The sequence below is a fragment of the Ectopseudomonas guguanensis genome, assembly GCF_900104265.1.
GTDB lineage: Bacteria > Pseudomonadota > Gammaproteobacteria > Pseudomonadales > Pseudomonadaceae > Aquipseudomonas > Aquipseudomonas guguanensis.
This window is the reverse complement of record NZ_FNJJ01000002.1, coordinates 253285-277827: the sequence shown is the minus strand read 5'-3', so window position 1 is coordinate 277827 and position 24543 is coordinate 253285. Positions and strand designations below refer to the sequence as shown.

Here is a 24543-nt window from a genome sequence, read left to right as displayed (position 1 = left end):
GTGCGAGCGCGGCGAGTCTACACCGCTGCGGCGACGACCGGGCTTCAAGGATTACCCATTATCGGATAAGGTGCCAGTGCTTGATGAATCGTTTCAGCATACTGATTCATCGACTAGTCTTAGCCAAAACAATAAGTCGGAGACCACTATGCTCGAGCTCGATGCCAGCCAAATCCAGATGGGCCGGGTTGCGGCGAACAAGGGTGAAGCCCTGGCCATGCTTGGCGATGCACTGGCCGCTGCCGGCCTGGCCACTCCGGCTTATCTCGAAGGCCTGCAGGCGCGTGAAGCCCAGGGTTCGACCTTCCTCGGCCAGGGCATCGCCATTCCCCATGGCACGCCGCAGACCCGCGACCAGGTGCTGCGCACCGGCGTCAGCCTGATCCAGTTTCCCAATGGCGTGGACTGGGGTAATGGCCAGCAGGTCTACCTGGCCATCGCCATCGCCGCGCAGTCCGATGAGCACCTGCATCTGTTGCAACTGCTGACCCGCGCGCTGGGTGAGGGGGATCTGAGCCAGGCGCTACGCGAAGCCAGCGAGCCGGCACAGATTCTCGAACTGCTGCAGGGCGCGCCGCAGGCGCTGGCGCTGGACGGCCAACTGGTCGCGCTGGGGCAGCCGGCCGAAGATTTCGACGAGTTGCTCTGGCAGGGCGCGCGCCTGTTGCGTCAGGCCGGGTGTGCTCGCAGCGGTTTCGCCCTCGGACTGGCGCGTGGTGAACCCCTGCCGCTGGGCGATGGCCTGTGGTGGCTGCACAGCGAGGTCAGCGTCGAGCGCCCTGGCCTGGCCTTCGTCACCCCGGCGCAGCCGCTGAGCTTTCGCGGCGAGGCGTTGCGCGGCCTGTTCTGCCTGGCCAGCCAGGGCGAGGCGCATCGTCAGGCGCTGGAGCGGCTGTGCGATGTGCTGATCGGCGGTCGCGCCGCGGCGTTCAGCGAAGCCAGCGACAGCCGCCAGGTGATCGAAGCGCTGGGCGGCGAGGTGCCGCCGGATTGGCCCTGCCTCAGCGTGCCGCTACTCAACGCCCATGGTTTGCACGCACGTCCGGCCAAGGCACTCAGCGAACTGGCGCAGGGGTTCGCCGGCGAGATTCGCGTGCGTCTGCTCGGTGATAGCGGGGCCGGCGTCTCGGCCAAGAGCCTTAGCCGCCTGCTGGCCTTGGGCGCGCGTCGCGGGCAGATGCTCGAATTCAGCGCCGAGCCGGCGATTGCCGATAGCGCGCTGCCCGCCATCCGTGCTGCTGTGGAAAGTGGCCTGGGGGAAAGGGTCGAGCCAATCAGCGAAGCGTTGCCCGAAGTGGCGGCGCAGCTACAGCCGGCTCCACCGGTCGCTCCCGTTGCCGGTAGCCGACTGGTTGCGGTCGCCGCCTCGCCCGGTATCGCCATCGGCCCCGCGCTGGTGCGCACGCCGCCCGAATTTCATTTCGACGAGCAGGGACAGGGTCTCGAACACGAGCGGTCACGTCTGGATGCAGCTCTTGCCGCCGTTGCCTCGCAACTTCAGCGCCTGGTCGACGGCGCTGGCGTGGCCAGCATCCGCGAGATTTTCAGTGCCCACCTGGCCATGCTCGATGACCCCGCCCTGCGCGAGGATGTCGAGGCGCGCCTGGCCAAGGGTGCCAGCGCCGAGGCGGCCTGGCAGGTCGAAGTGGAGGCGGCGGCCAAGCGCCAGGAAGCCCTGCACGACCCGCTACTGGCCGAGCGGGCGGCGGACTTGCGCGATATCGGCAACCGCGTACTGGCGCATCTGTGTGGTGTCGAGCTGCCCAGCGAGCCCAACGAGCCTTACATCCTGGTGATGGCCGAAGTGGTGCCCTCGGATGTCGCCGCGCTGGATCGTCAGCGTGTCGCCGGCATCGTCACCGCACGGGGTGGGGCCACCGCGCACAGTGCCATTATCGCCCGCGCTCTGGGCATCCCCGCGCTGGTCGGCGCCGGCGATGGGGTACTGGCATTGGCTCAGGGCACGCCCTTGCTGCTCGATGGCGACAGCGGCCTGCTGCGCGTCGCCCCGGATGCAGCAGAACGCGACCAGGCGCTGCATGAGCGCGAGGTGGCGCAGAAACGTCAGGAGCAGGCGCATGCCCGGCGTTTCGAGGCGGCGCAGACCCGTGACGGTGTGCGCGTGGAAGTCGCGGCCAATATCGGTGCCAGTGGCGAAACCAGCGAGGCGGTGGCGCTGGGTGCCGACGCGGTAGGCCTGCTGCGCACCGAACTGGTGTTCATGGAGCATGCCCAGGCGCCGGACCAGGCCGCGCAGGAGCACGAGTACCGGCGCGTGCTCGATGCGCTGGATGGCCGGCCGCTGGTGGTGCGCACCCTGGATGTCGGTGGCGACAAGCCGCTGCCGTACTGGCCGATGCCGGCCGAGGAGAATCCCTTTCTCGGTGTGCGCGGCATTCGCCTGAGTCTGCAGCGTCCGGAGATTCTCGAAACCCAGTTGCGCGCCTTGCTCGCCTCGGCCGATGGTCGCCCGCTGCGCATCATGTTCCCCATGGTTGGCTCGGTGGAGGAGTGGCGTGCGGCGCACGACCTGGTGCAGCGCCTGCGCGAGGAGGTCGAGGTGCGCGATCTGCAGGTCGGCATCATGATCGAGGTGCCCTCGGCGGCCTTGCTGGCGCCGGTGCTGGCACGCGAAGTGGACTTCTTCAGCATCGGCACCAACGATCTGACGCAGTACTGCCTGGCCATCGACCGCGGTCACCCGCAGCTCTCGGCCCAGGCCGACGGCTTGCACCCGGCGGTGCTGCGCCTGATCGAGATGACCGTTACCGCCGCCCATGCCCAGGGCAAGTGGGTCGGTGTTTGCGGCGAACTGGCCAGTGACCGTCTGGCCGTGCCGCTGCTGGTCGGCCTCGGCGTGGACGAATTGAGCGTAACGCCGCGTTCGATGGCGTTGGTCAAGGCACGCGTGCGCGAGCTGGACAGCCGCCAGGCGCGAACCCTGGCCGACCGCGCCCTGACCCTGGACAGCGCCAGCGCGGTGCGCGCGCTGGTCGCGGAGATGCACTGATGGCCCGGATTCTGACGCTGACCCTGAACCCTGCGCTGGACCTGACGCTGCGCCTGGATCGCCTGCAGCCCGGTGCGATCAATCGCTGCCATGAACTGCGCAGTCACGCTGCCGGCAAGGGCTTGAACGTCGCCCAGGTGTTGGCCGATCTGGGCCACAGCCTGAGCGTCGGTGGTTTTCTCGGGCGCGCCAATGCCGCGCCGTTCGAAAGCCTGATGCACAAGCGCGGTTTTCACGACCTGTTCGTCCGGGTGCCGGGCGAGACGCGCAGCAATATCAAGTTGGCGGAAAGCGATGGTCGCATCACCGACCTCAACGGTCCCGGCCCGCAGGTCGAGGCCGAACACCTGCAACGCCTGCAGGACGAACTGCAGCCGCTGCTGGCCGGGCATGACGCCGTGGTGGTTGCCGGCAGCCTGCCGCGTGGCGTGGCGCCGCAATGGTTCGCCGGCTTGCTGCGGTGGATCAAGGCCAGCGGCGTGCCGCTGGCGGTGGACACCAGCGGTGCAGCCCTGCAGGCGGCCCTGGGCGTCGCGCCCTGGCTGATCAAACCCAATGAAGAGGAACTGGCCGAGGTCTGCGGCAGTGACCTGCCCACTGCCGTGCGGGCGTTGCGTGCTCAGGGCATCGAGCACGTGCTGCTGTCGCGCGGCGCGCAAGGCGTCGACTGGCATGGCCCTGGTCTCGCCCTGCGCGCCGTTCCGCCACGCGTCGAGGTGGCCAGCACGGTCGGTGCCGGCGACTCGCTGCTGGCGGCCAGCCTGCATGGCCTGCTCGAAGGCTGGCCGGCCGAACGCACCCTGCGCCTGGCCACGGCGGTTGCTGCACAAGCGGTCACCCAGATCGGCTTCGGTATCCATGATCGCGAGCAACTGGCCCGCCTCGAGGCGGCCGTGCAACTGCACCCCATAGAAGAATAAGAGGCACCTACCATGAATCTGCTGATCGTCACTGCCTGCCCCAATGGCCAGGTCACCAGCGTACTGTGTTCGCGCCTCCTGCAAGCGGCCGCCGAGCGCCTGGGCTGGCAAACCCGGGTCGAAGTCCATGACGCCCGCGCCATCGGTTCGCCGCTCAGCGAAGCCGAGATTGCCGCCGCCGACTGGGTGCTGGTGGTCAAGACCGGCGAGCTGCCGCTTGGCCGTTTTGCCGGCAAGCGGCTGCTGCTGGCCACGCCGGCCGAGGCCCTGGCCGACCCGCAACGCTTTCTGCGTGAGGCTGCCGAGCGTGCTCAGCCCTACGTCGAAAGCGCCGCACCTGAAACCGGTGGCCGCCGTCGGCTGGTCGCCATCACTGCCTGCCCGACCGGCGTGGCGCACACCTTCATGGCCGCCGAGGCGCTGCAGCAGGCGGCGCAGCGCATGGACATCGAACTGCAGGTGGAAACCCGTGGCTCGGTGGGCGCGCGCAACCTGCTCGACGAGGCCGCCATCGCCGCTGCCGATGCGGTGCTGCTGGCCGCCGACATCGAGGTGGACACCAGTCGCTTCGCCGGCAAGAAGGTGTATCGCTGCGGCACCGGCGTGGCGCTCAAGCAGCCCCAGCAGACGCTGGAACGGGCCTTGAGCGAGGCGCGGCTGCTGGCCGAAGCGGCAGCGCCTGTCGAGGGCAAGACGGCGGCCAGGAGTGGCGAAAAGAGTGGTCCCTACAAACACCTGCTGACCGGCGTGTCCTACATGCTGCCGATGGTGGTGGCCGGCGGTCTGCTGATCGCTCTGTCGTTCGTCTTCGGCATCGAGGCATTCAAGGAAGAGGGTACCCTGGCTGCTGCGCTGATGAAGATCGGCGGCGAGACCGCGTTCCAGCTGATGGTGCCGTTGCTGGCCGGCTACATCGCCTATTCCATCGCCGACCGCCCAGGCCTGGCGCCGGGAATGATCGGCGGGCTGCTGGCCGGCTCGCTGGGCGCCGGCTTTATCGGCGGTATCGTCGCCGGTTTCCTCGCCGGTTATTCGGCCAGGGCCATCGCCCATTGGGTACGTCTGCCGGCCAGCGTCGAGGCGCTCAAGCCGATCCTGATCATTCCGCTGCTGGCCAGCCTGTTCACCGGGCTGGTGATGATCTACGTGGTCGGTACTCCGGTGGCCGGCATGCTGCAGTCGCTGACCACCTTCCTCGATGGCATGGGCAGCACCAATGCCATCCTGCTTGGCGTGCTGCTCGGCGGCATGATGTGCGTCGATCTCGGCGGGCCGATCAACAAGGCGGCCTATGCCTTCTCGGTCGGCCTGCTGGCCTCGAGCAGCTATGCGCCGATGGCCGCGACCATGGCCGCCGGCATGGTGCCGCCCATCGGCATGGCCATCGCCACCGTGCTGGCGCGGCGCAAGTTCGCCGACAGCGAGCGGCAGGCCGGCAAGGCGGCCGGGGTACTGGGGCTGTGCTTCATCTCCGAAGGGGCGATTCCCTTCGCCGCCAAGGACCCGCTGCGGGTGATTCCGGCGTGTATTGCCGGCGGCACACTGACCGGCGCTCTGTCGATGTACTTCGGCTGCAAGCTGATGGCACCGCATGGTGGGTTGTTCGTGCTGCTGATCCCCAATGCGATCAATCACGCGCTGCTTTATCTGCTGGCCATCGTCGCCGGCAGCCTGGTCACTGGCGTGCTCTATGCGCTGATCAAGCAGGGCGAGGCGCAGCCGCTGGTGGCCAGCGCGCAATGAGTGCAGGGGCGCGAGGCTCGGTTACACTGGCCTAATCAGCGCCTGGGAAGTAGGGGCGGCGGTTCACCCGCCTGCCCCTTGGCGCCATCCCCCTCAGCCAGAAAGGATCCTCTGTAGATGACTCAAGCTCTCGCGCATCGCTGGCGCTTCTTCCGCGCCGGCGGTTTCGATCAGGTGCAACTGGAAACCCCGGCCGACCTCGCCGCCCTGCGCGGCCTGGACCAGAAACTCTGGGCCAGCCTGGCCTGCCCGGTGAACAACCTGGAGCTGGACCGGCGCATGCTCGAATACATCGACCTGAACAAGGACGGCCGTATTCGCGCCCCGGAGATTCTCGACGTGGTGGACTGGACCCTGGCACGCCTGGCCGACCCGGCGGTGCTGTTCCAGCCGGGGCCGCTGCAACTGGCTTCGCTGACCGACGATGCCGAGGGCACGCGCCTGCGTCTGGCCGCCCAGCGCCTGCTGAGCCTGCTCGGGCGTGCCGATGGCGATAGCCTGACGCCGGCCGATACCGCCAATCTGGCGCAGCTGTTCCCGCCGCACGAGGCCAACGGCGACGGCCTGGTGCCGGCCAGCCTTACCGACGACGCCACGCTCAAGGCGGCCATCGCCGACATCATCGCCTGCCTGGGCGCGCAGACCGACCGCAGTGGCGAGCCGGCCATCGGCGTCGAGCAGATCGCTGCCTTCTTCGATCAGGCGCGGCAGATGCACGCCTGGCATGCCCGGGCCGCCGAGCAGGGGCTGGACGTGTTCGGCGAGGGCACGGTGGCGGCGGTCGAGGCGCTGAGCGCGGTGCGCGACAAGATCGACGACTATTTCACCCGCGTGGCCATGGCCGAGTTCGACCCGCGCGCGGCGGCGCTGATGAACGCCCGGGAAGAGGAGCTGGTGCGCCTGGCCTCGCTGTCGCTGGCCGATGCCGGCGAAGTGGCCGGCCTGCCGCTGGCCGCCGTGCAGCAAGGCGATCATCTGCCGTTGAGCAAAGGTCTCAACCCGGCCTGGCAGGACGCCATCGCCGCTTTCCGTCAGCGCGTGGTGGTGCCGGTCTTTGGTGAGCTGGACAGCCTGTCGCGCGAGCAGTGGCAGCACCTGCTGACGCTCTGTGGCAACTACCTGGCCTGGCAGGCCGAGGCGCCCAAGCCGGCGATCGCCGAGGTGTTGAGCCGCGGGCGCATTCTCGAACTGGTGGAGCAGGGCATCGAGGCGCGCCTGCTGGCCCTGGTCGAGCAGGACAAGGCGGTGGCCGAGGCGGCCGGCGGCCTGGTCGATCTGGACAAGCTGATTCGCCTGCGTCACGGCCTGATCGAGCTGCTGCGCAACTTCGTCTCGTTCCAGAGTTTCTATGCCCGCCAGGACAAGGCGGTGTTCCAGGCCGGCGTGCTGTACATCGACGGCAAGAGCTGCGACCTGGTGGTGGAAGTGGGCGATGTCGAGGCGCATGCCAAGGTGGCGGCGGCCAGCGACTGCTTCCTGCTTTACTGCGCCTGCACCCGCCGCGGCCAGCCGGTGCGCGGCAAGGAGGCGCTGAACATCGTGGTGGCGGTGACCGCCGGCAGCGAGGGCGACCTGCAGGCCGGTCGCCATGGTCTGTTCTACGACCGCGACGGCAACGACTGGGATGCCACCGTGGTCAAGGTGGTGCAGAACGCCATCAGCCTCCGCGAGGCGTTCTGGTCGCCGTATCGACGCGTTTCCAAGCTGGTGTCCGATCAGGTGCAGAAGCTGGCGGCCAGCCGCGACGCCGACGTGGTCAACAAGGCCGCGGCCAAGGTCGGCGAAACCGGGGCCGCGCCTGCTGCGACACCGGCGCCGGCGTTCGATATCGCCAAGTTCGCCGGGATCTTCGCCGCCATCGGCCTCGCCGTCGGCGCCCTGGGCACGGCGCTGGCCGCGGTGGTCACGGGGATTCTGTCATTGGTCTGGTGGCAGATTCCGCTGCTGTTTCTCTGCGTGCTGCTGGCCATCTCCGGTCCGGCCATGCTGCTGGCCTGGTTCAAGCTGCGCCGACGTAGCCTGGGGCCGATCCTCGACGGCAACGGCTGGGCGGTGAACGCCCAGGCGCGCATCAGCATTCCCTTCGGCACAGAACTCACGCAGATGGCGGTACTGCCCAAGGGCAGCGACCGTGCGCTGCGCGACCCCTATGCCAACAAGCCGGTGGTATGGCCCTGGATCATCGCCCTGCTGCTGGCGCTGGGGCTGGGCTATTACGCCTGGAGCAATGGCGCGTTCAGCCCGGAGCCAGAGGTACCGGCCGAAGCGGCGGCGCCGGTGCAGGGCGCGGCGCAGTAGGTGCTTGTCTCCCCTCTCCCGCTTGCGGGAGAGGGGCAGGGGAGAGGGCTATCCGGCAACGCCGAGTCGTCTGTATCACCCTCTTCCCATCCCTCTCCTCCAGGCGTGGCCCAACAGATGGGAGCGGATGTAGGGCGGGTGCAACCCGCCCATTTGCGTTTTGGCGGGTTGCACCCGCCCTACGTTTAGCTCGCCAGCAGCTCCGCCACCCAGCGCGGCAATTCTTCGGTGGCTGGCCCATAGCGCTTCTCGGCGAACAGCGAATGGCCCTGGCTCGGCTCCAGGTTGATCTCCAGCGTATGCGCACCGGCCCGGCGCGCCTGCTCGACGAAACCCGCCGCCGGGTAGACGTGCCCGGAGGTGCCGATGCTGACGAACAGCTCGCACTGCTCCAGCGCGTCGTAGATGCGCTCCATGTGATAGGGCATCTCGCCGAACCAGACGATATCCGGACGCAAGGTGCCGACCAGGCCGCAGCAGGCGCACGCCTGGCCCACCGGCATGTCCTCCAATAGCGGGAAACGCTGCTGGCTGTTGCTGCACAGCATCGACTGCAGCTCGCCGTGCATGTGCAGCAGGCGTTTGGAGCCGGCCCGCTCGTGCAGGTTGTCGACGTTCTGCGTGACCAGCAGGAAGTCACCTTGCCAGCCGGCCTCCAGCTCGGCCAGGGCCAGATGCCCGGCATTCGGTGCGATGGCCGGATCGCGCAGCTGGGCGCGGCGCATGTCGTAGAAGCGCTGTACCAGTGCCGGGTCGCGGGCGAAGCCTTCGGGCGTGGCCACCTCTTCGATGCGGTGGTCTTCCCACAGGCCGTCGGATGCGCGGAAGGTGCGGATGCCGCTCTCGGCGGAAATCCCCGCACCGGTAAGGATGACGATGTTCGGATGAGACATTGGCGCTCCAGGGACTATCGGGACCAGGCGCCACTTTATGCCAAGGCTGGCGCGGCGGGGAGCCGGCTGCGCCATTGCCGGGGCAGAATCCCTGAACTCTCGCCGCTTGCCCCGTATCCACAGATCACGGCCCCGGTCTGGATGGGGCAGTGATTCGGGGAGTGAGCAATGATCGAGAATAACGAGGCGCAGCCCCTGCGCATCATCCTGACTACCTGGCTGGTGGCCTTGCTAGGCGTGCTGCTGGCGCTCGGTGGCGCCTATCTGGTGTGGCTGGGCGGCTCCTGGTACTACCTGCTGGCAGGCCTCGGCCTGCTGCTGGTGGGCGTGCTGATTCATCGGCGCCAGCGTGCTGCCCTTTGGCTGTACGCCCTGGTGCTGCTGGCGAGCCTGGCCTGGACGGTCTACGAGGTGCGCTTCGACTGGTGGCAGATGGCGCCGCGCATCGACATGTGGTGCGTACTCGGGCTATGGCTGCTGCTGCCGTGGATCAACCGGCATATCGCCCCCGGGCAGACCTGGCGTGACGGCGCCAGCGTGGTGCTGGGCATCGGCTTGCTGCTGGGCGCGGGCATGGCGGGCTATTCGCTGACCCAGGATTACCATCGCCTGCCCGGCCGTTTCGACGAGCCGCGCATGGCGGCTGCAGGTGTGACGCCTAACAGCCGTTCAGTCAGCGAATGGACAGCTTACGGCGGCTCGTCGCGAGGCGAACGCTACGCCGGTGCCGAACAGATCACCTCGGCCAACGTAGGGCGGTTGAAGAAGGCCTGGGAGTTTCACACCGGCGATCTGCCTGGTGAAGGCGACCCCGGCGAGATCACCAATCAGGTGACGCCGCTGAAGATCGGCGACAACCTGTTCATCTGCACGCCGCACAGCATCGCCATCGCCGTGGATGCCGACACCGGCGAGGAGCGCTGGCGCTTCGACCCGGCCATCAACCGCCAGGCCGAGTACTACCAGCACATGACCTGCCGCGGCCTGGCCTATCACGACGCGGCCGCCTATGCCGGCCCCTTGATCGCGGCACGAGCAGGTGCGCTGCCAGAGCTGCCGCCGCAGGCACCGCCACGCTGCACTCAGCGCCTGTTCCTGCCCACCAACGACTCCACGCTGTACGCGCTCGATCTGCATGACGGCAAGCCCTGCGAGGATTTCGGCGAGGGCGGCATGGTCGATCTCAAGGTGGGTCTGGGCGATGACGCGCTGGGCGTCTACCTGCCCACCTCGCCGCCGGTGGTTACCGAGAAGCTGGTGATAGTGGGCGGCTCGGTGACCGACAACGGCTCGGTGGATTCGCCGGGCGGGGTGATTCGCGCCTATGACGTGCGTAGCGGCGAGCTGGTGTGGAACTTCGACCCCGGCCGCCCCGACGCCACCGAGCCGCTGCCGCCCGGCGAGACCTATGTGCGCAGCACCCCCAACTCCTGGACCATCGCCACGGCGGACGAGGCACTGGGCTTGGTATACATCCCCATGGGCAACCAGACGCCCGACCAGTGGGGCGTGCAGCGCAGCCCCGAAGCCGAGCGCTTCACCGCGGCGCTGGTGGCGCTTGACCTGGAAACCGGACGGGTGCGCTGGGAGTTTCGCACCGTGCACCATGACCTGTGGGATCGTGACCTGCCATCCCAGCCTACTCTGGTAGATATCGAGGGCCCCGACGGGCCGGTGCCGGCGATCATCCAGCCGACCAAGCGCGGCGACCTCTACGTGCTCGACCGGCGCAACGGCGAGCCGATCGTGCCGGTCACCGAGCATCCGGTGCCGCAGGGCACGGTGGAGGGCGACTTCACCGCGCCGACTCAGCCGGCCTCCGCGCTCAGCTATGCTCCCGAGGAGCCGCTGTACGAGCGCGACATGTGGGGCGGTACGCCGTTCGACCAGCTGATCTGCCGCATCCAGTTCCATCGCCTGCGTTACGAGGGCGACTTCACCCCGCCGTCGGAGCAGGGTTCGCTGATCTATCCGGGCAACGTCGGGGTGTTCAACTGGCCCTCGGTGGCGGTCGATCCGCAGCGGCAGATCCTCTTCGGCGCGCCGAACTACCTGGCTTTCGTTTCGCGCCTGGTCCGGCGTGAGGAGGTTAGGGAGGCACGCCAGGGCGGCAGCGAACTGGGCCTTCAACCCAACCACGGTGCGCCCTACATGGTCAGCCTGGAGCCTTTCCTGTCGCCGCTGGGGTTGCCTTGTCAGGCGCCACCATGGGGCTACGTCACCGCGGTCGACCTGCGCAGCATGGACAAGGTCTGGCAGCGCAAGAACGGCACCAGCCGCGACAGTGCCCCACTGGGTATCCCCCTGACGGTGGGCGTGCCGAACCTCGGTGGCCCGTTGATCACCGCCAGTGGCCTGGGCTTTCTCAGCGGCACGCTGGACTACTACCTGCGCGCCTACGACATGCGCACCGGCGAGGAACTGTGGAAGGACAGGTTGCCGGCAGGCGGCCAGGCCACGCCGATCAGCTATGTCTCGGAAAAGACCGGCAAGCAGTACGTGGTGGTGATGGCCGGCGGGCACGGCTCGTTCGGTACGCGCATGGGTGATTCGCTGGTGGCCTGGGCGCTGGAGGAGGAAGAGTAAACGGCACAAGGCCCGCAGAGCGGGCCTTGTTCGATCTCAGTGATGCTCACGAGTCGCGCGGAACTTGATCTCCGGCCAGCGCTCTTCCATCAGGCTGAGGTTGACGCGGGTCGGGGCCAGGTAGGTGAGGTGGCCGCCGCCGTCCACGGCGAGGTTTTCGTAGGCCTTGTCCTTGAACTCCTTGAGCTTCTTCTCGTCGCTGCACTCGATCCAGCGCGCCGACCAGACGTTGATCGCCTCGTAGGCGCACTCCACCTTGTATTCCTCCTTGAGGCGGCTGGCGACCACGTCGAACTGCAGTACGCCGACGGCGCCGAGCACGATGTCGTTGTTGCGCTCGGGGAAGAACACCTGGGTGGCGCCTTCCTCGGCCAGCTCCTGCAGGCCCTGGCGCAGCTGCTTGGATTTCAGCGGATCCTTCAGGCGCACGCGGCGGAACAGTTCCGGGGCGAAGTGCGGGATGCCGGTGAAGCCCAGGTTCTCGCCTTCGGTGAAGGTGTCGCCGATCTGGATGGTGCCGTGGTTGTGCAGGCCGATGATGTCGCCGGCGTAGGCTTCTTCCAGGTGTTCACGCTCGCTGGAGAAGAAGGTCAGGGCGTCGCCGACGCGCACGTCCTTGCCCAGGCGCGCGTGGCGCATCTTCATGCCCTGGGTGTACTTGCCCGAGCAGATGCGCATGAAGGCGATGCGGTCGCGGTGCTTCGGGTCCATGTTCGCCTGGATCTTGAACACGAAGCCAGAGAACTTCTCCTCGGTCGGCTCCACGCTGCGCTCGTTGGCGGCACGTGGCAGTGGGCGCGGCGCCCAGTCGACCACGGCGTCGAGCACATGATCGACACCGAAGTTGCCCAGAGCGGTGCCGAAGAACACCGGGGTCATTTCGCCCTTGAGGAAGGCGTCCGGTTCGAACTCGTGGCAGGCACCCTGCACCAGCTCCAGTTCCTCGACGAAGCGCTCGTACATGTCGCCCAGGTGGGCGCGGGCCTCGTCGGAGTCCAGCTTCTGGATGATCTTGGCTTCGGTGCGCTCGTGACCGTGGCCCGGTGTATAGACCACGATGTAGTCGCCGCTCAGGTGGTAGACGCCCTTGAAGTCCTTGTAGCAGCCAATCGGCCAGGTGATCGGCGCGGCCTTGATCTTCAGCACCGCCTCGATCTCGTCGAGCAGTTCGATGGGGTCGCGGATGTCGCGGTCGAGCTTGTTGATGAAGCTGACGATGGGCGTGTCGCGCAGGCGGCACACGTCCATCAGGGCGATGGTACGCGGCTCGACGCCCTTACCGCCGTCGAGCACCATCAAGGCCGAGTCCACCGCGGTGAGGGTGCGGTAGGTGTCTTCGGAGAAGTCTTCGTGGCCGGGGGTGTCGAGCAGGTTGACGATGTGCTCGCGGTAGGGGAACTGCATCACCGAGGTGGTGATGGAGATGCCGCGCTGCTTCTCCATTTCCATCCAGTCGGAGGTGGCATGGCGGTCGGATTTACGCGACTTCACGGTGCCGGCCACTTCGATGGCCTTGCCCATCAGCAGCAGCTTCTCGGTGATGGTGGTCTTACCGGCGTCCGGGTGGGAGATGATGGCGAAGGTACGGCGCTTGGCGACTTCGGCGGCCTGGGTGGTCATGAATATGTGCCTGGATGGAAGCGTTGAAGGCACTTTGGTGCCTGGAAAACTGCCGATTATACCGATAACTGCAGGCGCTGGCCGAGGGGCGACCATCGGGTTTCACAAGCGCGCCGGGCGATGCCTCTTGGCACCTGCGCAGATGCGTAAATAACGCGTAAATGAATGGTTATGAAAATTATTCCCATATAGAGTAGCCGCCCGTCGCAGTGGGTCAGGGCAGGGGTTGCTCCGTCGTGTTCAAGAAAATCATCTTCCAGTTGCACTGGTTCTTCGGCATCAGCGCCGGTCTGGTGCTGGCCATCATGGGCATCACCGGTGCCCTCTACAGCTTCGAGGGTGAGATCACCCGCGCCCTGAATGCCGAGCGCTGGCAGATCCAGCGCAGCGAGCAGGGTTGGCTCGAGCCCGCCGAACTGGTCGCCAGGATCGAGTCGGCCAGCGCCGACCGGGTCGCCAGCCTGTGGCTCGATAGCCGCCACGACGGCCCCGGCACCGCCTTTCTTGCGCCGCCACCGGGCGAGCGCCGCGGGCCGCGCGTGACCTTTGACCCCTACACCGGGCAGATACTGGCCGAACCCGTCGGCCAGCAGTTCTTCGGTCTGATGCTGCAGCTGCACCGCTTCCTGGCCATGGGCGAAGTTGGCAAGCAGATCACCGCGGCCAGCACCCTGGCGCTGCTGTTCTTCTGCCTGTCCGGCCTGTACCTGCGCTGGCCGCGCCAGGCGCTGAACTGGCGCACCTGGCTGACCCTGGACTGGAAGAAGAAGGGCCGTAGCTTCAACTGGGACCTGCACGCAGTCGCCGGCACCTGGGTGCTGCTGTTCTACCTCTGCGCCGGGCTCACCGGTTTGTACTGGTCCTACGACTGGTATCGCGAAGGGCTGACGCGCCTGCTTTCGGACAACCCGCCCGAGCAGCGTGAAGGGCGTTCGCGAGCTGGACGTGACGCCGGCGCCGGGCCTGCGCCGCATGTCGATCACGCGGCCATCTGGCAGGGGGTGCAACAGGCTGCCGGGCCCGGGCTGGTCGCCTGGAACCTGCGCTTGCCGCCGGTGGACGGGCAGCCGGCCACTGTCTTCTACGTGCTCGACGACGCCGAGCACGAGCGCGCCTTCAACCAGTTGCAGATCGATCCCGCTACCGGCGTCGTCAGTCGCCACGAGCGCTACGCCGACAAGAGCTTCAAGGCGCAATTGCTGACCAGCGTCTATGCCCTGCATGTCGGCGAATACTTTGGCCTGACCGGGCGCATCCTGATGATGCTGGCCTCGGCGGCCATGCCGCTGTTCTTCATTACCGGCTGGCTGCTGTACCTGGATCGCCGGCGCAAGAAGCGTGCGGCGCTGGCTGCGCGCGGTGCGCTGAAAACGGATGACTCGGGCGAAGGCTGGCTGGTCGGCTTCGCCAGCCAGAGCGGCTTTGCCGAGCAACTGGCCTGGCAGAGCGCCGGGCAATTGCAGGCCGCCGGCATCCCGGTGCGGGTCGAGCCGCTGTCGCGCCTCGATGCCGACAGCCTGCGCCGGACGCACAAGGCGCTGTTCGTGGTCAGCACCTTCGGTGACGGCGAGGCGCCCGATGCCGCGCTGGGTTTCGAGCGCAAGGTGCTGGGCAGCTCGCTGCCGCTCGAACAGCTGAGCTACGCCGTGCTGGCGCTGGGCGACCGGCAGTACCAGCACTTCTGCGGCTTCGCCCGGCGCATCAACGACTGGCTGGGTTTGCAGGGCGCGCAGCGCCTGTTCGACAGCGTCGAGGTCGATGGCGCTGACCAGGCCGCGCTGCAGCGCTGGCAACAGCAGCTGAGCGAGCTGACCGGCGCCGCGCCGATGCGCTTCGAACAGGCGCCCTGGCAGGGCTGGACGCTGGCCGAACGACGCCTGCTCAACCCCGGCAGTCAGGGTGCGCCGGTGTTCTTCCTCGGCCTGACGCCGCCTGCGCAGAGTACCTGGCAGGCCGGCGACATCCTGGAGATTCGTCCGCGTCATGCGCCGGCTGCGGTGCAGGCCTGGCTGCAGCACTCCGGCTGCAATGGCCTCGAGCCGGTGATCCTCGATGGCCAGGCGCTGAGCCTTTGCGAAGCCCTGGCCGAACGCCGGTTGCCGGACAGCCTCGCGCATCTGGTCGGCCTGCATGCCCAGGCGCTGGTTGATGCCCTGGCGCCGCTGGGTTCGCGTGAATACTCCATCGCCTCGGTGGCGGCCGATGGCGTGCTGCAACTGATCGTGCGCCAGGCCATGCAGGCCGACGGCAGCCTGGGCCTGGGCTCCGGCTGGCTGACCGAGCATCTGCCAGCCGGCGGGCAATTGCTGGCGCGGGTGCGGCGCAACAGCGGCTTCCACCTGCCGGACGACGACCGCCCGCTGATCCTGATCGGCAATGGCACCGGCCTGGCTGGGCTGCGCTCGCTGTTGCGCGCGCGGGCACTGGCCGGGCAGGGGCGAAACTGGCTGCTGTTCGGCGAGCGCAACCGCGCCTGCGACTTCTTCTGTGGCGATGAGCTGCAGGCGGCGCTGGCCGCAGGCGAGCTGCAGCATCTGGATCTGGCGTTCTCCCGTGATCAGGCGGAGAAACGCTACGTGCAGGATCTGCTGCGCGAGCAGCACGAGCGCCTGCGTGCCTGGCTAGATGAAGGCGCGGCGATCTACGTCTGCGGCAGCCTGCAGGGCATGGCCGGCGGCGTCGATGCGGCGTTGCGTGAGCTGCTCGGCGACCAGGTGGTGGACGATCTGGTCGAGCAAGGGCGCTATCGCCGCGACGTGTATTGAGCTGCTGGGCGAGCGGTGCAGGCCGCTCGCCGCAAGGTGCTGCAATGGCACTGAAACACGGCTGCGCCAAACTGGCTGAAAGCCCCGCCTGTTCAGCATTTCAGGGCGTTTCGTGTGATATCCGGAACGAGATGAAATTAGGCAGAATTTCCGGTTGATCTGCGCGGCGCATGGTCTTAAAGTCCGCGCCCGAACGTCCATGCTGGAAACGATCCATCCGGCTCAAGTACTGACGACGAGAGGTTGCCGGCCGGCCAGGTCGGTACCGGTGATGCTCGGCGACATGCCTTGGGAAGTAGGCGAACCAAAGTGGGGAAACTGTCAGACGTTCAGGCCGGCGTATTGCCCGGCCAGCCCCGACACGTAGCGGAACCTGCAAGCGGTTCTGCTGCCCGAATCAATGTGTTCCCGGTTTTGCCATTGGAGTCCCAGCATGTCGATCAAGGTCGAAGACTACTACGCACCCGCCACTTTCCAGCGCATGAAGGCATTCGCTGATCAGCACGAAACCCCGTTCGTGGTGATCGACCGGAAGATCATTGCCGATGCCTACGACCAGCTGGGCACCTGCTTCCCGTTCGCCAAGGTCTACTACGCGGTCAAGGCCAACCCGGCCATCGAGATCATCGAGCTGCTGCGCGACAAGGGCTCGAGCTTCGACATCGCCTCGATCTACGAGCTGGACAAGGTCATGAGCGCTGGCGTAGGCCCCGAGCGCATCAGCTACGGCAACACCATCAAGAAGGCGCGCGACATTCGCTACTTCTTCGACAAGGGCGTGCGCCTGTTCGCCACCGACTCCGAAGCCGACCTGCGCAACATCGCCAAGGCCGCGCCGGGTGCCAAGATCTATGTGCGCATCCTCACCGAAGGCTCCACCAGCGCCGACTGGCCGCTGTCGCGCAAGTTCGGCTGCAACCCGGACATGGCCCTGGATCTGCTGATCCTGGCCAAGCAGCTGGGCCTGGTGCCCTACGGCATTTCCTTCCACGTCGGCAGCCAGCAGCGCGATATCGACGTGTGGGACGCCGCCATCGCCAAGGTCAAGGTGATCTTCGAGCGCCTGCGTGAGGAAGACGGCATCACCCTGCAGATGATCAACATGGGCGGCGGCTTCCCGGCCAACTACATCCAGCGCACCAACGACCTGGAAACCTATGCCGAGGAAATCACCCGCTTCCTCAAGGAAGACTTCGGCGATGATCTGCCGGAAATCATTCTCGAGCCGGGCCGTTCGCTGATCGCCAACGCCGGCGTGCTGGTGTCCGAAGTGGTGCTGGTGGCGCGCAAATCGCGCACTGCGGTGGAGCGCTGGGTGTACGCCGACGTCGGCAAGTTCAGCGGCCTGATCGAAACCATGGACGAAGCCATCAAGTTCCCCATCTGGACCGAGAAGAAGGGCGAGATGGAGGAGGTGGTGATCGCCGGCCCGACCTGCGACAGCGCCGACATCATGTATGAGAACTACAAGTACGGCCTGCCGCTTAACCTCTCCAGCGGCGACCGCCTGTACTGGCTGTCCACCGGCGCCTACACCACCAGCTACAGTGCGGTGGAGTTCAACGGCTTCCCGCCGCTGAAATCCTACTACCTGTAAGGTACTGCAAGCCTCAACCGCAGCCGGAGGCTATTGCGAGTAGGGTGCGCCGTGCGCACCGCCTGCAGAGCTGGTGCGCGCGGCGCACCCTACCTATGCCTTGATGCTGCGCTACTGACGCCCACCTCGTGTGGGCGTTTTCATTTCTGCTCCAGGGCCGTCATTTGCGCTGAACTACCGACCTAGAGCGCTCCATCTTGTGACGAGAAAAGGTGGCGACATTTTTGTTACAAAGAAGTTCCCTGTAAATCATTCGTAAAGATTGATTAAGAGTGAATCTCAAATACTATCGCGCGCAGTTTTCATCTGGAGTGATTCTCGTGAGCGATAAACACAACAAGCGTGCACCTTTGCCCCAGCGTCATCTGCTGGCCTCGGCCGTCAGTCTGGCCCTGCTGTCCGGTTTCGCCGTCGCCCAGGACTCGGTCGAGCTGGATGACGTAACCGTTCAGGGCCAGCAGGACAGCGGCTACAAGGTCGACAAGGCATCCTCGCCGAAACAGACCGCCGCCTTGCTCGATACACCGCAAACGGTCAACGTCATTCCGGAAACCCTGTTCCGCCAGCAGAACGCCCGCACCCTGACCGATGTGCTGAAGAACACCCCCGGCATCAGCTTCGAGGCTGGCGAAAACGGTTTCGCCAGCGGCACCAACAACTTCAGCCTGCGCGGCTTCAACACCAGCGGCAGCATTTTCGTCGATGGCGCGCGTGACAACGGCAGCTACACCCGCGACGTGTTCAACGTCGAGCAGGTCGAGGTGTTCAAAGGCCCGGCGGCCGACAACGGCCGCGGTGGCGCCGGTGGCTACGTCAACCAGGTGACCAAGACGCCGACGCTGGAAAGCTTTATCGCCGGTGGCGCCAGCTTCGGCTTCGATCAGTACGACTCCGAGCCGCGCCGCCGTGCCACGCTCGACACCAACCAGGTCATCAACGACAGCACCGCGTTGCGCCTCAACCTGCTGGTCGAGGACAGCGGTGTGGCCGGTCGTGAGCATGCCGAGAAGAACAGTTGGGGCATCGCCCCGTCGCTGGCCTTCGGCCTGGGCACCGACACGCGCGCCATCGTCGCCTACGAGCACGTCGAGATGAACGACCGCCCGGATCTCGGCGTGGCCGGCGTGACCCTGCGCGACAAGCTCAAGGGGGCCAACACCCCGTTCGATCCTTCGGTGTGGTCGGCCGATCGCGACAAGTACTTCGGCCTCAAGTCCGACTTCGACGACACCACCAGCGATGCGCTGATGTTCCGCCTGGAACATGATCTGTCCGCTGGCGTCACCCTCAGCAACCAGACTCGTCTGGCGCGTGTCGATCGCCAGGCGCGTTACACCCATGTGCTCGACGACGATGCCAACCCGAACGCCGCGCTGGTCAACGTGCAGCGCCAGCAGTACGACCGCGTCAATACCTCGCTGAGCAACCTGACCAACCTCTCCAGCCAGTTCAACACCGGTGGGCTGCGCCACAACCTGTCGGCGGGCCTGGAGCTGAGCCGCGAGAAGTCGGAGTCGCTGGGCTTCGCCTCGCAGACGCTGCCGGATCTGGTCAACGTCTTCGATCCGGACTGGGAGCGCAGCGCACCGGCCGCTCTGCCCGCGCGTGATCGCACCAAGGTCGATGTGGATACGGTTGCGCTCTATGCCTACGACACCATCGAGATCAATCCGCAGTGGCAGGTGACCGGCGGCCTGCGTCTGGAGCAGTACCAGGCGAGCATCAGCAACAAGCGTCTGGCCGGCGGTGCTGCGCCGGGGGACGACTTCGACGACACCGAGCTGAGCCTCGGCGGCAAACTGGGTGTGGTGTACAAGCCGCTGCCCAACGGCAGCGTCTACGCCGCTTATGGTGTGTCCACCCAGCCGCCGGGCTCCTACCTGTCCAACGCCGATATCTCGCGCAGCGATCAGGGCTTGCCGGCGTTGATCAAGGGCGCCGATCCGGTGCGCGCGCACAACTACGAAATCGGCACCAAGTGGGACTTCTTCGACAAGCGCCTGTCCACCACTGCGGCGCTTTTCTATACGGAGAAGAAGAAGGTGGCGATCACCGGGCTGGACGTCGGCCAGACCGGGCCGGCAACGCTCAAGGGCTATGGCGAGCAGGTGGTCAAAGGCCTGGAACTGGGCGCCAGCGGCAAGATCACCCACAACTGGGATATCTTCGCCGGCATCGTGTTCCTGGACAGCGAGCGCAAGCACAGTGCCTACCTGGACGACGTGCGCCGTCGTGCCAACAGTGGCGACTATGGCAGCGAGCTGCGCACCGACGGTGACGAGCTGGCCTTCACTCCCAAGGTTTCCGGCAACCTGTGGACCACCTACCGTCTGCCGGTCGGCCTGACCCTCGGCCTGGGCGCACAGCACGTGGGTTCTTCCTACCTGGGCCGCCCGGATGACGTCGAGCGAATCGTCGCCAACGGGCGCTACGGTCGGGTGCCGAGCTACACCACCTTCGCCGCCATGGCCAGCTACGAGGTCAGCGCCAACCTGGACGTGCGCCTGAATGTCGATAACCTGACCAACGAGGAATACGTCAGCTCGGCCAACTGGCAGGGCCGCCGTGCACTGCTCGGCGATCCGCGTACCTTCACCCTGAGCACCAACTTCCACTTCTAAGCACGCTGGTGTACCCAGACGCCCCGACTGTCACGCAGTCGGGGCGTTTTCATTTGCCGGCAGCAGTCGATCGGACTTCTTTCCGGGGGCTGCTGCCCTTTAGAATCATTCGCAACGGCGCTTGCCCCTGGAGACCCCCGAACATGATGCTGAGCATTCCCGACGTGCTGAATGCCGAACAACTGCAGCAGTGCCGCGCCGCACTCGAAGGCGGCAACTGGCAGGACGGTCGGCTCACCGCCGGGCACCAGGCGGTGAACGTCAAGGCCAACCAGCAGCTGGCCCAGGATGACCCGCTGACGCAGCAGCTGGGCGATTTCATCCTGGCCTGCCTGGCCCAGCATCCGCGTTTCATGGCTGCCGCGTTGCCGCTGAAGGTGGTGCCGCCGCGCTTCAATCGCTATGCCGAGGGCGGCACCTACGGCGACCATATCGACAACGCCGTGTTCAGCGTGCCGGGCACGCCGCATCGGATTCGCGCCGACCTCTCGGCCACCCTGTTCTTCAGCGAGCCGGAGGAGTACGAAGGCGGTGAGCTGGTGGTGCAGGACCAGCGCATCAAGCTGCCGGCCGGCCATCTGATTCTCTATTCCAGCGGCAGCCTGCATCGGGTCGAGCCGGTGACTCGCGGCGCGCGTCTGGCTTCGTTCTTCTGGGTGCAGAGCCTGGTGCGTCAGGACGAGCAGCGCAGCGTGCTGCTGGAGCTGGACGACAGCATCCAGGCGCTGCGTCAGCAGGTGCCGGACAGCCCCGAATTGGTTCGGCTGACCGGGATCTACCACAACCTGTTGCGGCAATGGACGCAGACCTGAGTCAGCCCTGCGCCAACTGCGCTGCATGCCCGGATTGCATCCGGGCTACGAATCCACGATGACAATGCGCCGAGACACGCCATGGCCTTGCCCAAGCTGCAGCAGATTCCACCGACCATCGCCGCCGTCGCCGACTACGAACCCTATGCCCGCGAGCGTATGAGCGAGCAGGCCTGGGCCTATCTGGCCGGCGGCGCCGCCGACGAGCTGAGCCTGGCCGACAATCGCGCCGCGTTCGAACGGCTATGCCTGCGTGGCCGGGTGCTGCAGGACCTGAGCGGCGGTAATACGCGCCTGCGCCTGTTCGGCCAGGACTTCGCCCACCCGGTCTTTCTCGCGCCAGTGGCCTATCAGAAGCTGGCGCACCCGGAGGGGGAGCTGGCCAGCGTGCTCGCGGCGTCTGCGCTGGGCGCCGGCATGGTGGTCAGCACCCAGGCCAGCGTCGAGCTGGAGGCCATTGCGGCGCAGGCGCAGGCGCCGCTGTGGTTCCAGCTGTATATCCAGCCTGATCGCGAGTTCACTGCGGCCCTGATCCGGCGAGCGGAAAGCGCCGGCTACCAGGCGCTGGTGCTGACCGTGGACGCCCCCGTCAATGGCGTGCGCAATCGCGAGCAGCGCGCAGGTTTCGCCCTGCCTGCCGGCGTCGAGGCGGTCAATCTGCGCGGGATGCGGCCACTGCAGGCGCAGGCCGAGCCGCACAGCGGCAGTCTGCTGCTGGGTGGCCCGCTGCTGGCCGCGGCGCCGACCTGGGCCGACCTCGCCTGGCTGCGTGAGCAGACGCGTTTGCCGATTCTGCTCAAGGGCATCATGAGCGGCGCCGATGCCGAGCAGGCGCTGGCGGCGGGTATCGACGGGCTGATCGTTTCCAACCATGGCGGACGCACGCTCGATGGTCTGCCGGCGACCATCGACGTGCTGCCCGAAGTCGCCGCCGCTGTGCAGGGGCGCGTGCCGCTGCTGCTCGATGGCGGTATCCGGCGTGGCAGCGACATCCTCAAGGCGCTGGCGCTGGGCGCGGACGCCGTGCTGGTGGGCAGGCCCTACGTCTTCGCTCTGGCGACCGCCGGGGCGATAGGCGTGGCGCATGTGCTGCAACTGCTGCGGGCGGAGCTGGAGGTGGCCATGGCCCTGACCGGCTGCGCCGATCTGGCCGGTATCGGGCCGCACGTCATCTGGCGTGCGCCGCCAGGCTAGCCTGCCTGCTGTCCCTGGTTGTTTCCGAGGCAGCCGACGCAGCGGCAGGCCTGCGCTGGATCGTGCAAGTTGTTGCTGATTATTTCGTGCGGATGATATAGATTTGCATTCAGTCGCAAGGCGCCTTGCCGTGCCTGCACGACTGCCTGCTCGTTGCCCCGGATTGCAAGGGGGCTATCCGAGCCAATATGTAAATAATTATCAATAGTCTAGGGTAGCAATTATCAAATGCGTGCCATGAACTGCCAACGCTCCTTGCCTTCCAAGCGCCTGCTGGCCACTGCCGTCGGCCTTGCGGTCGCTTCGCTCACCTTGCCCGCACTGGCTGACGACGCCGTGCAGCTGGACAACCTGACCGTCAAGGCAAAGAGGGACAGCGGCTACAAGACGGAGAGCTCCGCGTCGGCCAAGTACGTCAAACCGCTGCTCGATACGCCACAGACCATCAATGTGGTGCCGGCCGAGGTGATCCGTGAGCAGCAGGCGCTGAGCCTGCGCCAGGTGCTGTCCAACGTTTCCGGTATCACCTTCAACGCCGGGGAGGGCGGTGGCGGCTCGGGTGACAGCATCAACATCCGCGGTTTCTCCGCCAACGCCAACCTGCAGATCGATGGCCTGCGCGACAGCGCCCAGACCAGCCGCACCGATACCTTCAATATCGAGCAGGTCGAGGTCATCAAGGGCCCCAACTCGGTCTTCGGCGGCGCAGGCACCACCGGCGGCAGCATCAACATCATCAGCAAGCAGCCGCTGCAGCGAGACTTCACCGAAATCGGCGCCGGCCTCGGCACCGACAACTACCACCGCCTGACCCTGGACACCAACCAGACCCTCGAAGGTGTGGGTGTCGGCAGCGCCGTGCGCCTGAACCTGATGGCACACGAGAACGATGTCCCCGGGCGTGACCAGATCGACCGTGAGCGCTGGGGCATCGCGCCGTCGCTGGCGCTGGGCCTGAGCGAGGCGACCCGCCTGACCCTGAGCTATTTCCACCAGAGCGATGACAACCTGCCCGACTACGGCGTGCCTGCGCTGGATGGCAAGAAGCTGGCCGGCGTCAGCCGCGAGGATTACTTCGGCTGGAAGAACCTGGACAAGGAGCGCATCGAGCAGGACGCGTTTACCGTCAACCTCGAGCACGACATCAACGACGCGCTGCGCCTGCAGAACCTGACCCGTTACAGCCGTGTGGATCGCGAGACGGTGGTTTCCGCGTCGCATGTGAACCTGACCGGCGTGCCGGCGGGTAACTATCGTCCTGCCGGCCCGCAGGGTTATGGGCGTGACGTCACCACGGAAATGTGGATCAACCAGACCAACCTGCGCGCCAGCTTCGACACGTCCGGGCTGGCCCACGAGCTGGTCACCGGTGTCGAGGTGTCGCGCGAGAATCTCGACCTGAAGACCTACAACCATGGCCTGGGCAATGCCGTGTATCCGGGCAGCGGTTTCGACCTGGCCAACCCGCCCGGTCGCTGGAACGGACCGATCAACAAGACCACCACCGGCTACACCGAGAACCAGCTGGACAACCGTGCGCTGTACGTATTCGACAGCATCGCGCTGAGCCCGCAGTGGGACCTGAACCTGGGTCTGCGTTATGACTGGTTCGATGCCGAGAGCGAGTCCTTCTCCGCCAGTCATGTGCGCACCGGCCGCTTCACCTCCACCGACGAAGAGCTCAGCAGCCGTGCCGGCGTGGTCTACAAGCCGGCCGAGAACGGGCGCATCTACATCGCCTGGGGCACCTCCTTCAACCCCACCGCGGAGAACGTCGCCTCCAACGGTGGTGGTCTGAGCGCGGCGACCCAGAGCCTCAATCCGGAGAAGAACGAGACCTGGGAACTGGGCACCAAGTGGGAACTGTTCGACGGCCGCCTGATGCTCGATGGCGCGCTGTTCCGCGTCGACAAGACCGATGCGCGCGAGCAGCTGGCCGATGGCAGCTATATCCTGGCGGGCGAGCAGCGCGTGCAGGGTGTCGAGCTGGGAGCCACCGGCAAGCTCAGCGAGCACTGGAATGTCTACGCCAACTACACCTTCCTCGACAGCGAGACCCTCAAGTCCGCCATCGACCCGAACCGCGAAGGCCAGGCGCTGGGCAACACCCCGCCGCACTCGTTCAACCTGTGGACCACCTACGAGGTCGCCCAGGGCTGGACGCTGGGTTATGGCGCCCGTTACGTCAGCGAGCGCAACGTCAGTGCCAGCACCCAGGCCAAGCTCGATTCCTACTGGCTGCACAACGCGATGATCGGCTACAAGGTCAACCGCAACCTCGACCTGCAGCTGAACGTCAACAACCTGTTCGACAAGGATTACGTCGAGCGTGTGCGGCAGAACATCGGCACCACCGCCCGCTCCTCGGCCATCGAGTATGGCGATGCGCGCTCGGCGATCCTGTCGGCGACCTACAGCTTCTAAAGTGCCGCTGCGGCTTCCCGGGAAGTCGCCAGAAAGCAAAACGCCAGCCCCGGGGGCTGG

13 protein-coding genes are annotated in these 24543 nt (G+C 66.4%); 11 read left to right on the top strand and 2 right to left on the bottom strand.

Going from position 1 to position 24543, the window contains the following annotated elements:
- Positions 1-148 precede the first annotated feature (148 nt).
- The 4 genes from ptsP to BLS61_RS03740 all read left to right on the top strand — a co-directional run bounded on the left by ptsP (position 149) and on the right by BLS61_RS03740 (position 7971).
- Positions 149-3010 carry a phosphoenolpyruvate--protein phosphotransferase gene (ptsP, locus tag BLS61_RS03755; RefSeq protein ID WP_090427533.1) on the top strand — a complete coding sequence of 954 codons (2862 nt, stop codon included), beginning with the start codon at positions 149-151 and terminating at the stop codon, positions 3008-3010.
- Positions 3010-3930, top strand: a complete 921-nt coding sequence (pfkB, locus tag BLS61_RS03750) for a 1-phosphofructokinase (protein WP_090427531.1) — start codon at positions 3010-3012, stop codon at positions 3928-3930. The genes ptsP and pfkB overlap by 1 nt, the downstream gene beginning before the upstream one ends.
- Positions 3931-3942: 12 nt before the next feature.
- Entirely contained in the window at positions 3943-5673 is a 1731-nt protein-coding gene (locus tag BLS61_RS03745) for a fructose-specific PTS transporter subunit EIIC (RefSeq protein WP_090427528.1), read from the top strand.
- Between the two features lie 117 nt (positions 5674-5790).
- Complete coding sequence (locus BLS61_RS03740; RefSeq protein ID WP_090427525.1) at positions 5791-7971, top strand: hypothetical protein; 2181 nt, start codon at positions 5791-5793, stop codon at positions 7969-7971.
- Positions 7972-8156: 185 nt separating this feature from the next.
- Here BLS61_RS03740 and cobB read toward each other — a convergent pair whose 3' ends face one another.
- Positions 8157-8864, bottom strand: a complete 708-nt coding sequence (gene cobB / locus BLS61_RS03735; protein WP_090427522.1) for a Sir2 family NAD+-dependent deacetylase — start codon at positions 8862-8864, stop codon at positions 8157-8159.
- Between the two features lie 168 nt (positions 8865-9032).
- Between cobB and BLS61_RS03730 the strand changes: the two genes are divergently transcribed.
- Positions 9033-11450: a membrane-bound PQQ-dependent dehydrogenase, glucose/quinate/shikimate family gene (locus BLS61_RS03730; RefSeq protein ID WP_090427519.1), complete on the top strand. Its 2418-nt coding sequence runs from the start codon at positions 9033-9035 to the stop codon at positions 11448-11450.
- A gap of 36 nt (positions 11451-11486) precedes the next feature.
- Here the strand turns inward: BLS61_RS03730 and BLS61_RS03725 are convergent, their stop codons facing one another.
- The gene (locus BLS61_RS03725; RefSeq protein WP_090427516.1) at positions 11487-13070 is read right to left on the bottom strand and encodes a peptide chain release factor 3; all 1584 of its coding nucleotides are present in this window, start codon (positions 13068-13070) and stop codon (positions 11487-11489) included.
- A 236-nt stretch (positions 13071-13306) separates the two neighbouring features.
- Between BLS61_RS03725 and BLS61_RS03720 the strand changes: the two genes are divergently transcribed.
- The 6 genes from BLS61_RS03720 (at position 13307) to BLS61_RS03695 (ending at position 24483) form a co-directional block, all read left to right on the top strand.
- On the top strand, positions 13307-15835 hold the full coding sequence (locus BLS61_RS03720; protein ID WP_090427512.1) for a PepSY domain-containing protein: 2529 nt from the start codon (positions 13307-13309) through the stop codon (positions 15833-15835).
- Between the two features lie 433 nt (positions 15836-16268).
- Entirely contained in the window at positions 16269-17432 is a 1164-nt protein-coding gene (locus tag BLS61_RS03715; protein ID WP_090427509.1) for a type III PLP-dependent enzyme, read from the top strand.
- Positions 17433-17752: 320 nt separating this feature from the next.
- Positions 17753-20053, top strand: a complete 2301-nt coding sequence (locus tag BLS61_RS03710; protein WP_090427506.1) for a TonB-dependent receptor — start codon at positions 17753-17755, stop codon at positions 20051-20053.
- A gap of 143 nt (positions 20054-20196) precedes the next feature.
- On the top strand, positions 20197-20865 hold the full coding sequence (locus BLS61_RS03705) for a Fe2+-dependent dioxygenase (RefSeq protein WP_090427504.1): 669 nt from the start codon (positions 20197-20199) through the stop codon (positions 20863-20865).
- An 81-nt stretch (positions 20866-20946) separates the two neighbouring features.
- Positions 20947-22059, top strand: a complete 1113-nt coding sequence (locus tag BLS61_RS03700) for an alpha-hydroxy acid oxidase (protein WP_090427501.1) — start codon at positions 20947-20949, stop codon at positions 22057-22059.
- Positions 22060-22287: 228 nt separating this feature from the next.
- Positions 22288-24483: a TonB-dependent receptor gene (locus BLS61_RS03695; protein WP_090427497.1), complete on the top strand. Its 2196-nt coding sequence runs from the start codon at positions 22288-22290 to the stop codon at positions 24481-24483.
- The last annotated feature ends 60 nt before the right edge of the window (positions 24484-24543 follow it).

Bases quoted from the DNA above. Each gene is read 5' to 3' on its own strand.
- ptsP (WP_090427533.1), top strand. From the start codon at position 149: ATGCTCGAGCTCGATGCCAGCCAAATCCAGATGGGCCGGGTTGCGGCG.
- pfkB (WP_090427531.1), top strand. From the start codon at position 3,010: ATGGCCCGGATTCTGACGCTGACCCTGAACCCTGCGCTGGACCTGACG.
- BLS61_RS03745 (WP_090427528.1), top strand. From the start codon at position 3,943: ATGAATCTGCTGATCGTCACTGCCTGCCCCAATGGCCAGGTCACCAGC.
- BLS61_RS03740 (WP_090427525.1), top strand. From the start codon at position 5,791: ATGACTCAAGCTCTCGCGCATCGCTGGCGCTTCTTCCGCGCCGGCGGT.
- cobB (WP_090427522.1), bottom strand. From the start codon at position 8,864: ATGTCTCATCCGAACATCGTCATCCTTACCGGTGCGGGGATTTCCGCC.
- BLS61_RS03730 (WP_090427519.1), top strand. From the start codon at position 9,033: ATGATCGAGAATAACGAGGCGCAGCCCCTGCGCATCATCCTGACTACC.
- BLS61_RS03725 (WP_090427516.1), bottom strand. From the start codon at position 13,070: ATGACCACCCAGGCCGCCGAAGTCGCCAAGCGCCGTACCTTCGCCATC.
- BLS61_RS03715 (WP_090427509.1), top strand. From the start codon at position 16,269: ATGTCGATCAAGGTCGAAGACTACTACGCACCCGCCACTTTCCAGCGC.
- BLS61_RS03705 (WP_090427504.1), top strand. From the start codon at position 20,197: ATGATGCTGAGCATTCCCGACGTGCTGAATGCCGAACAACTGCAGCAG.
- BLS61_RS03700 (WP_090427501.1), top strand. From the start codon at position 20,947: ATGGCCTTGCCCAAGCTGCAGCAGATTCCACCGACCATCGCCGCCGTC.
- BLS61_RS03695 (WP_090427497.1), top strand. From the start codon at position 22,288: ATGCGTGCCATGAACTGCCAACGCTCCTTGCCTTCCAAGCGCCTGCTG.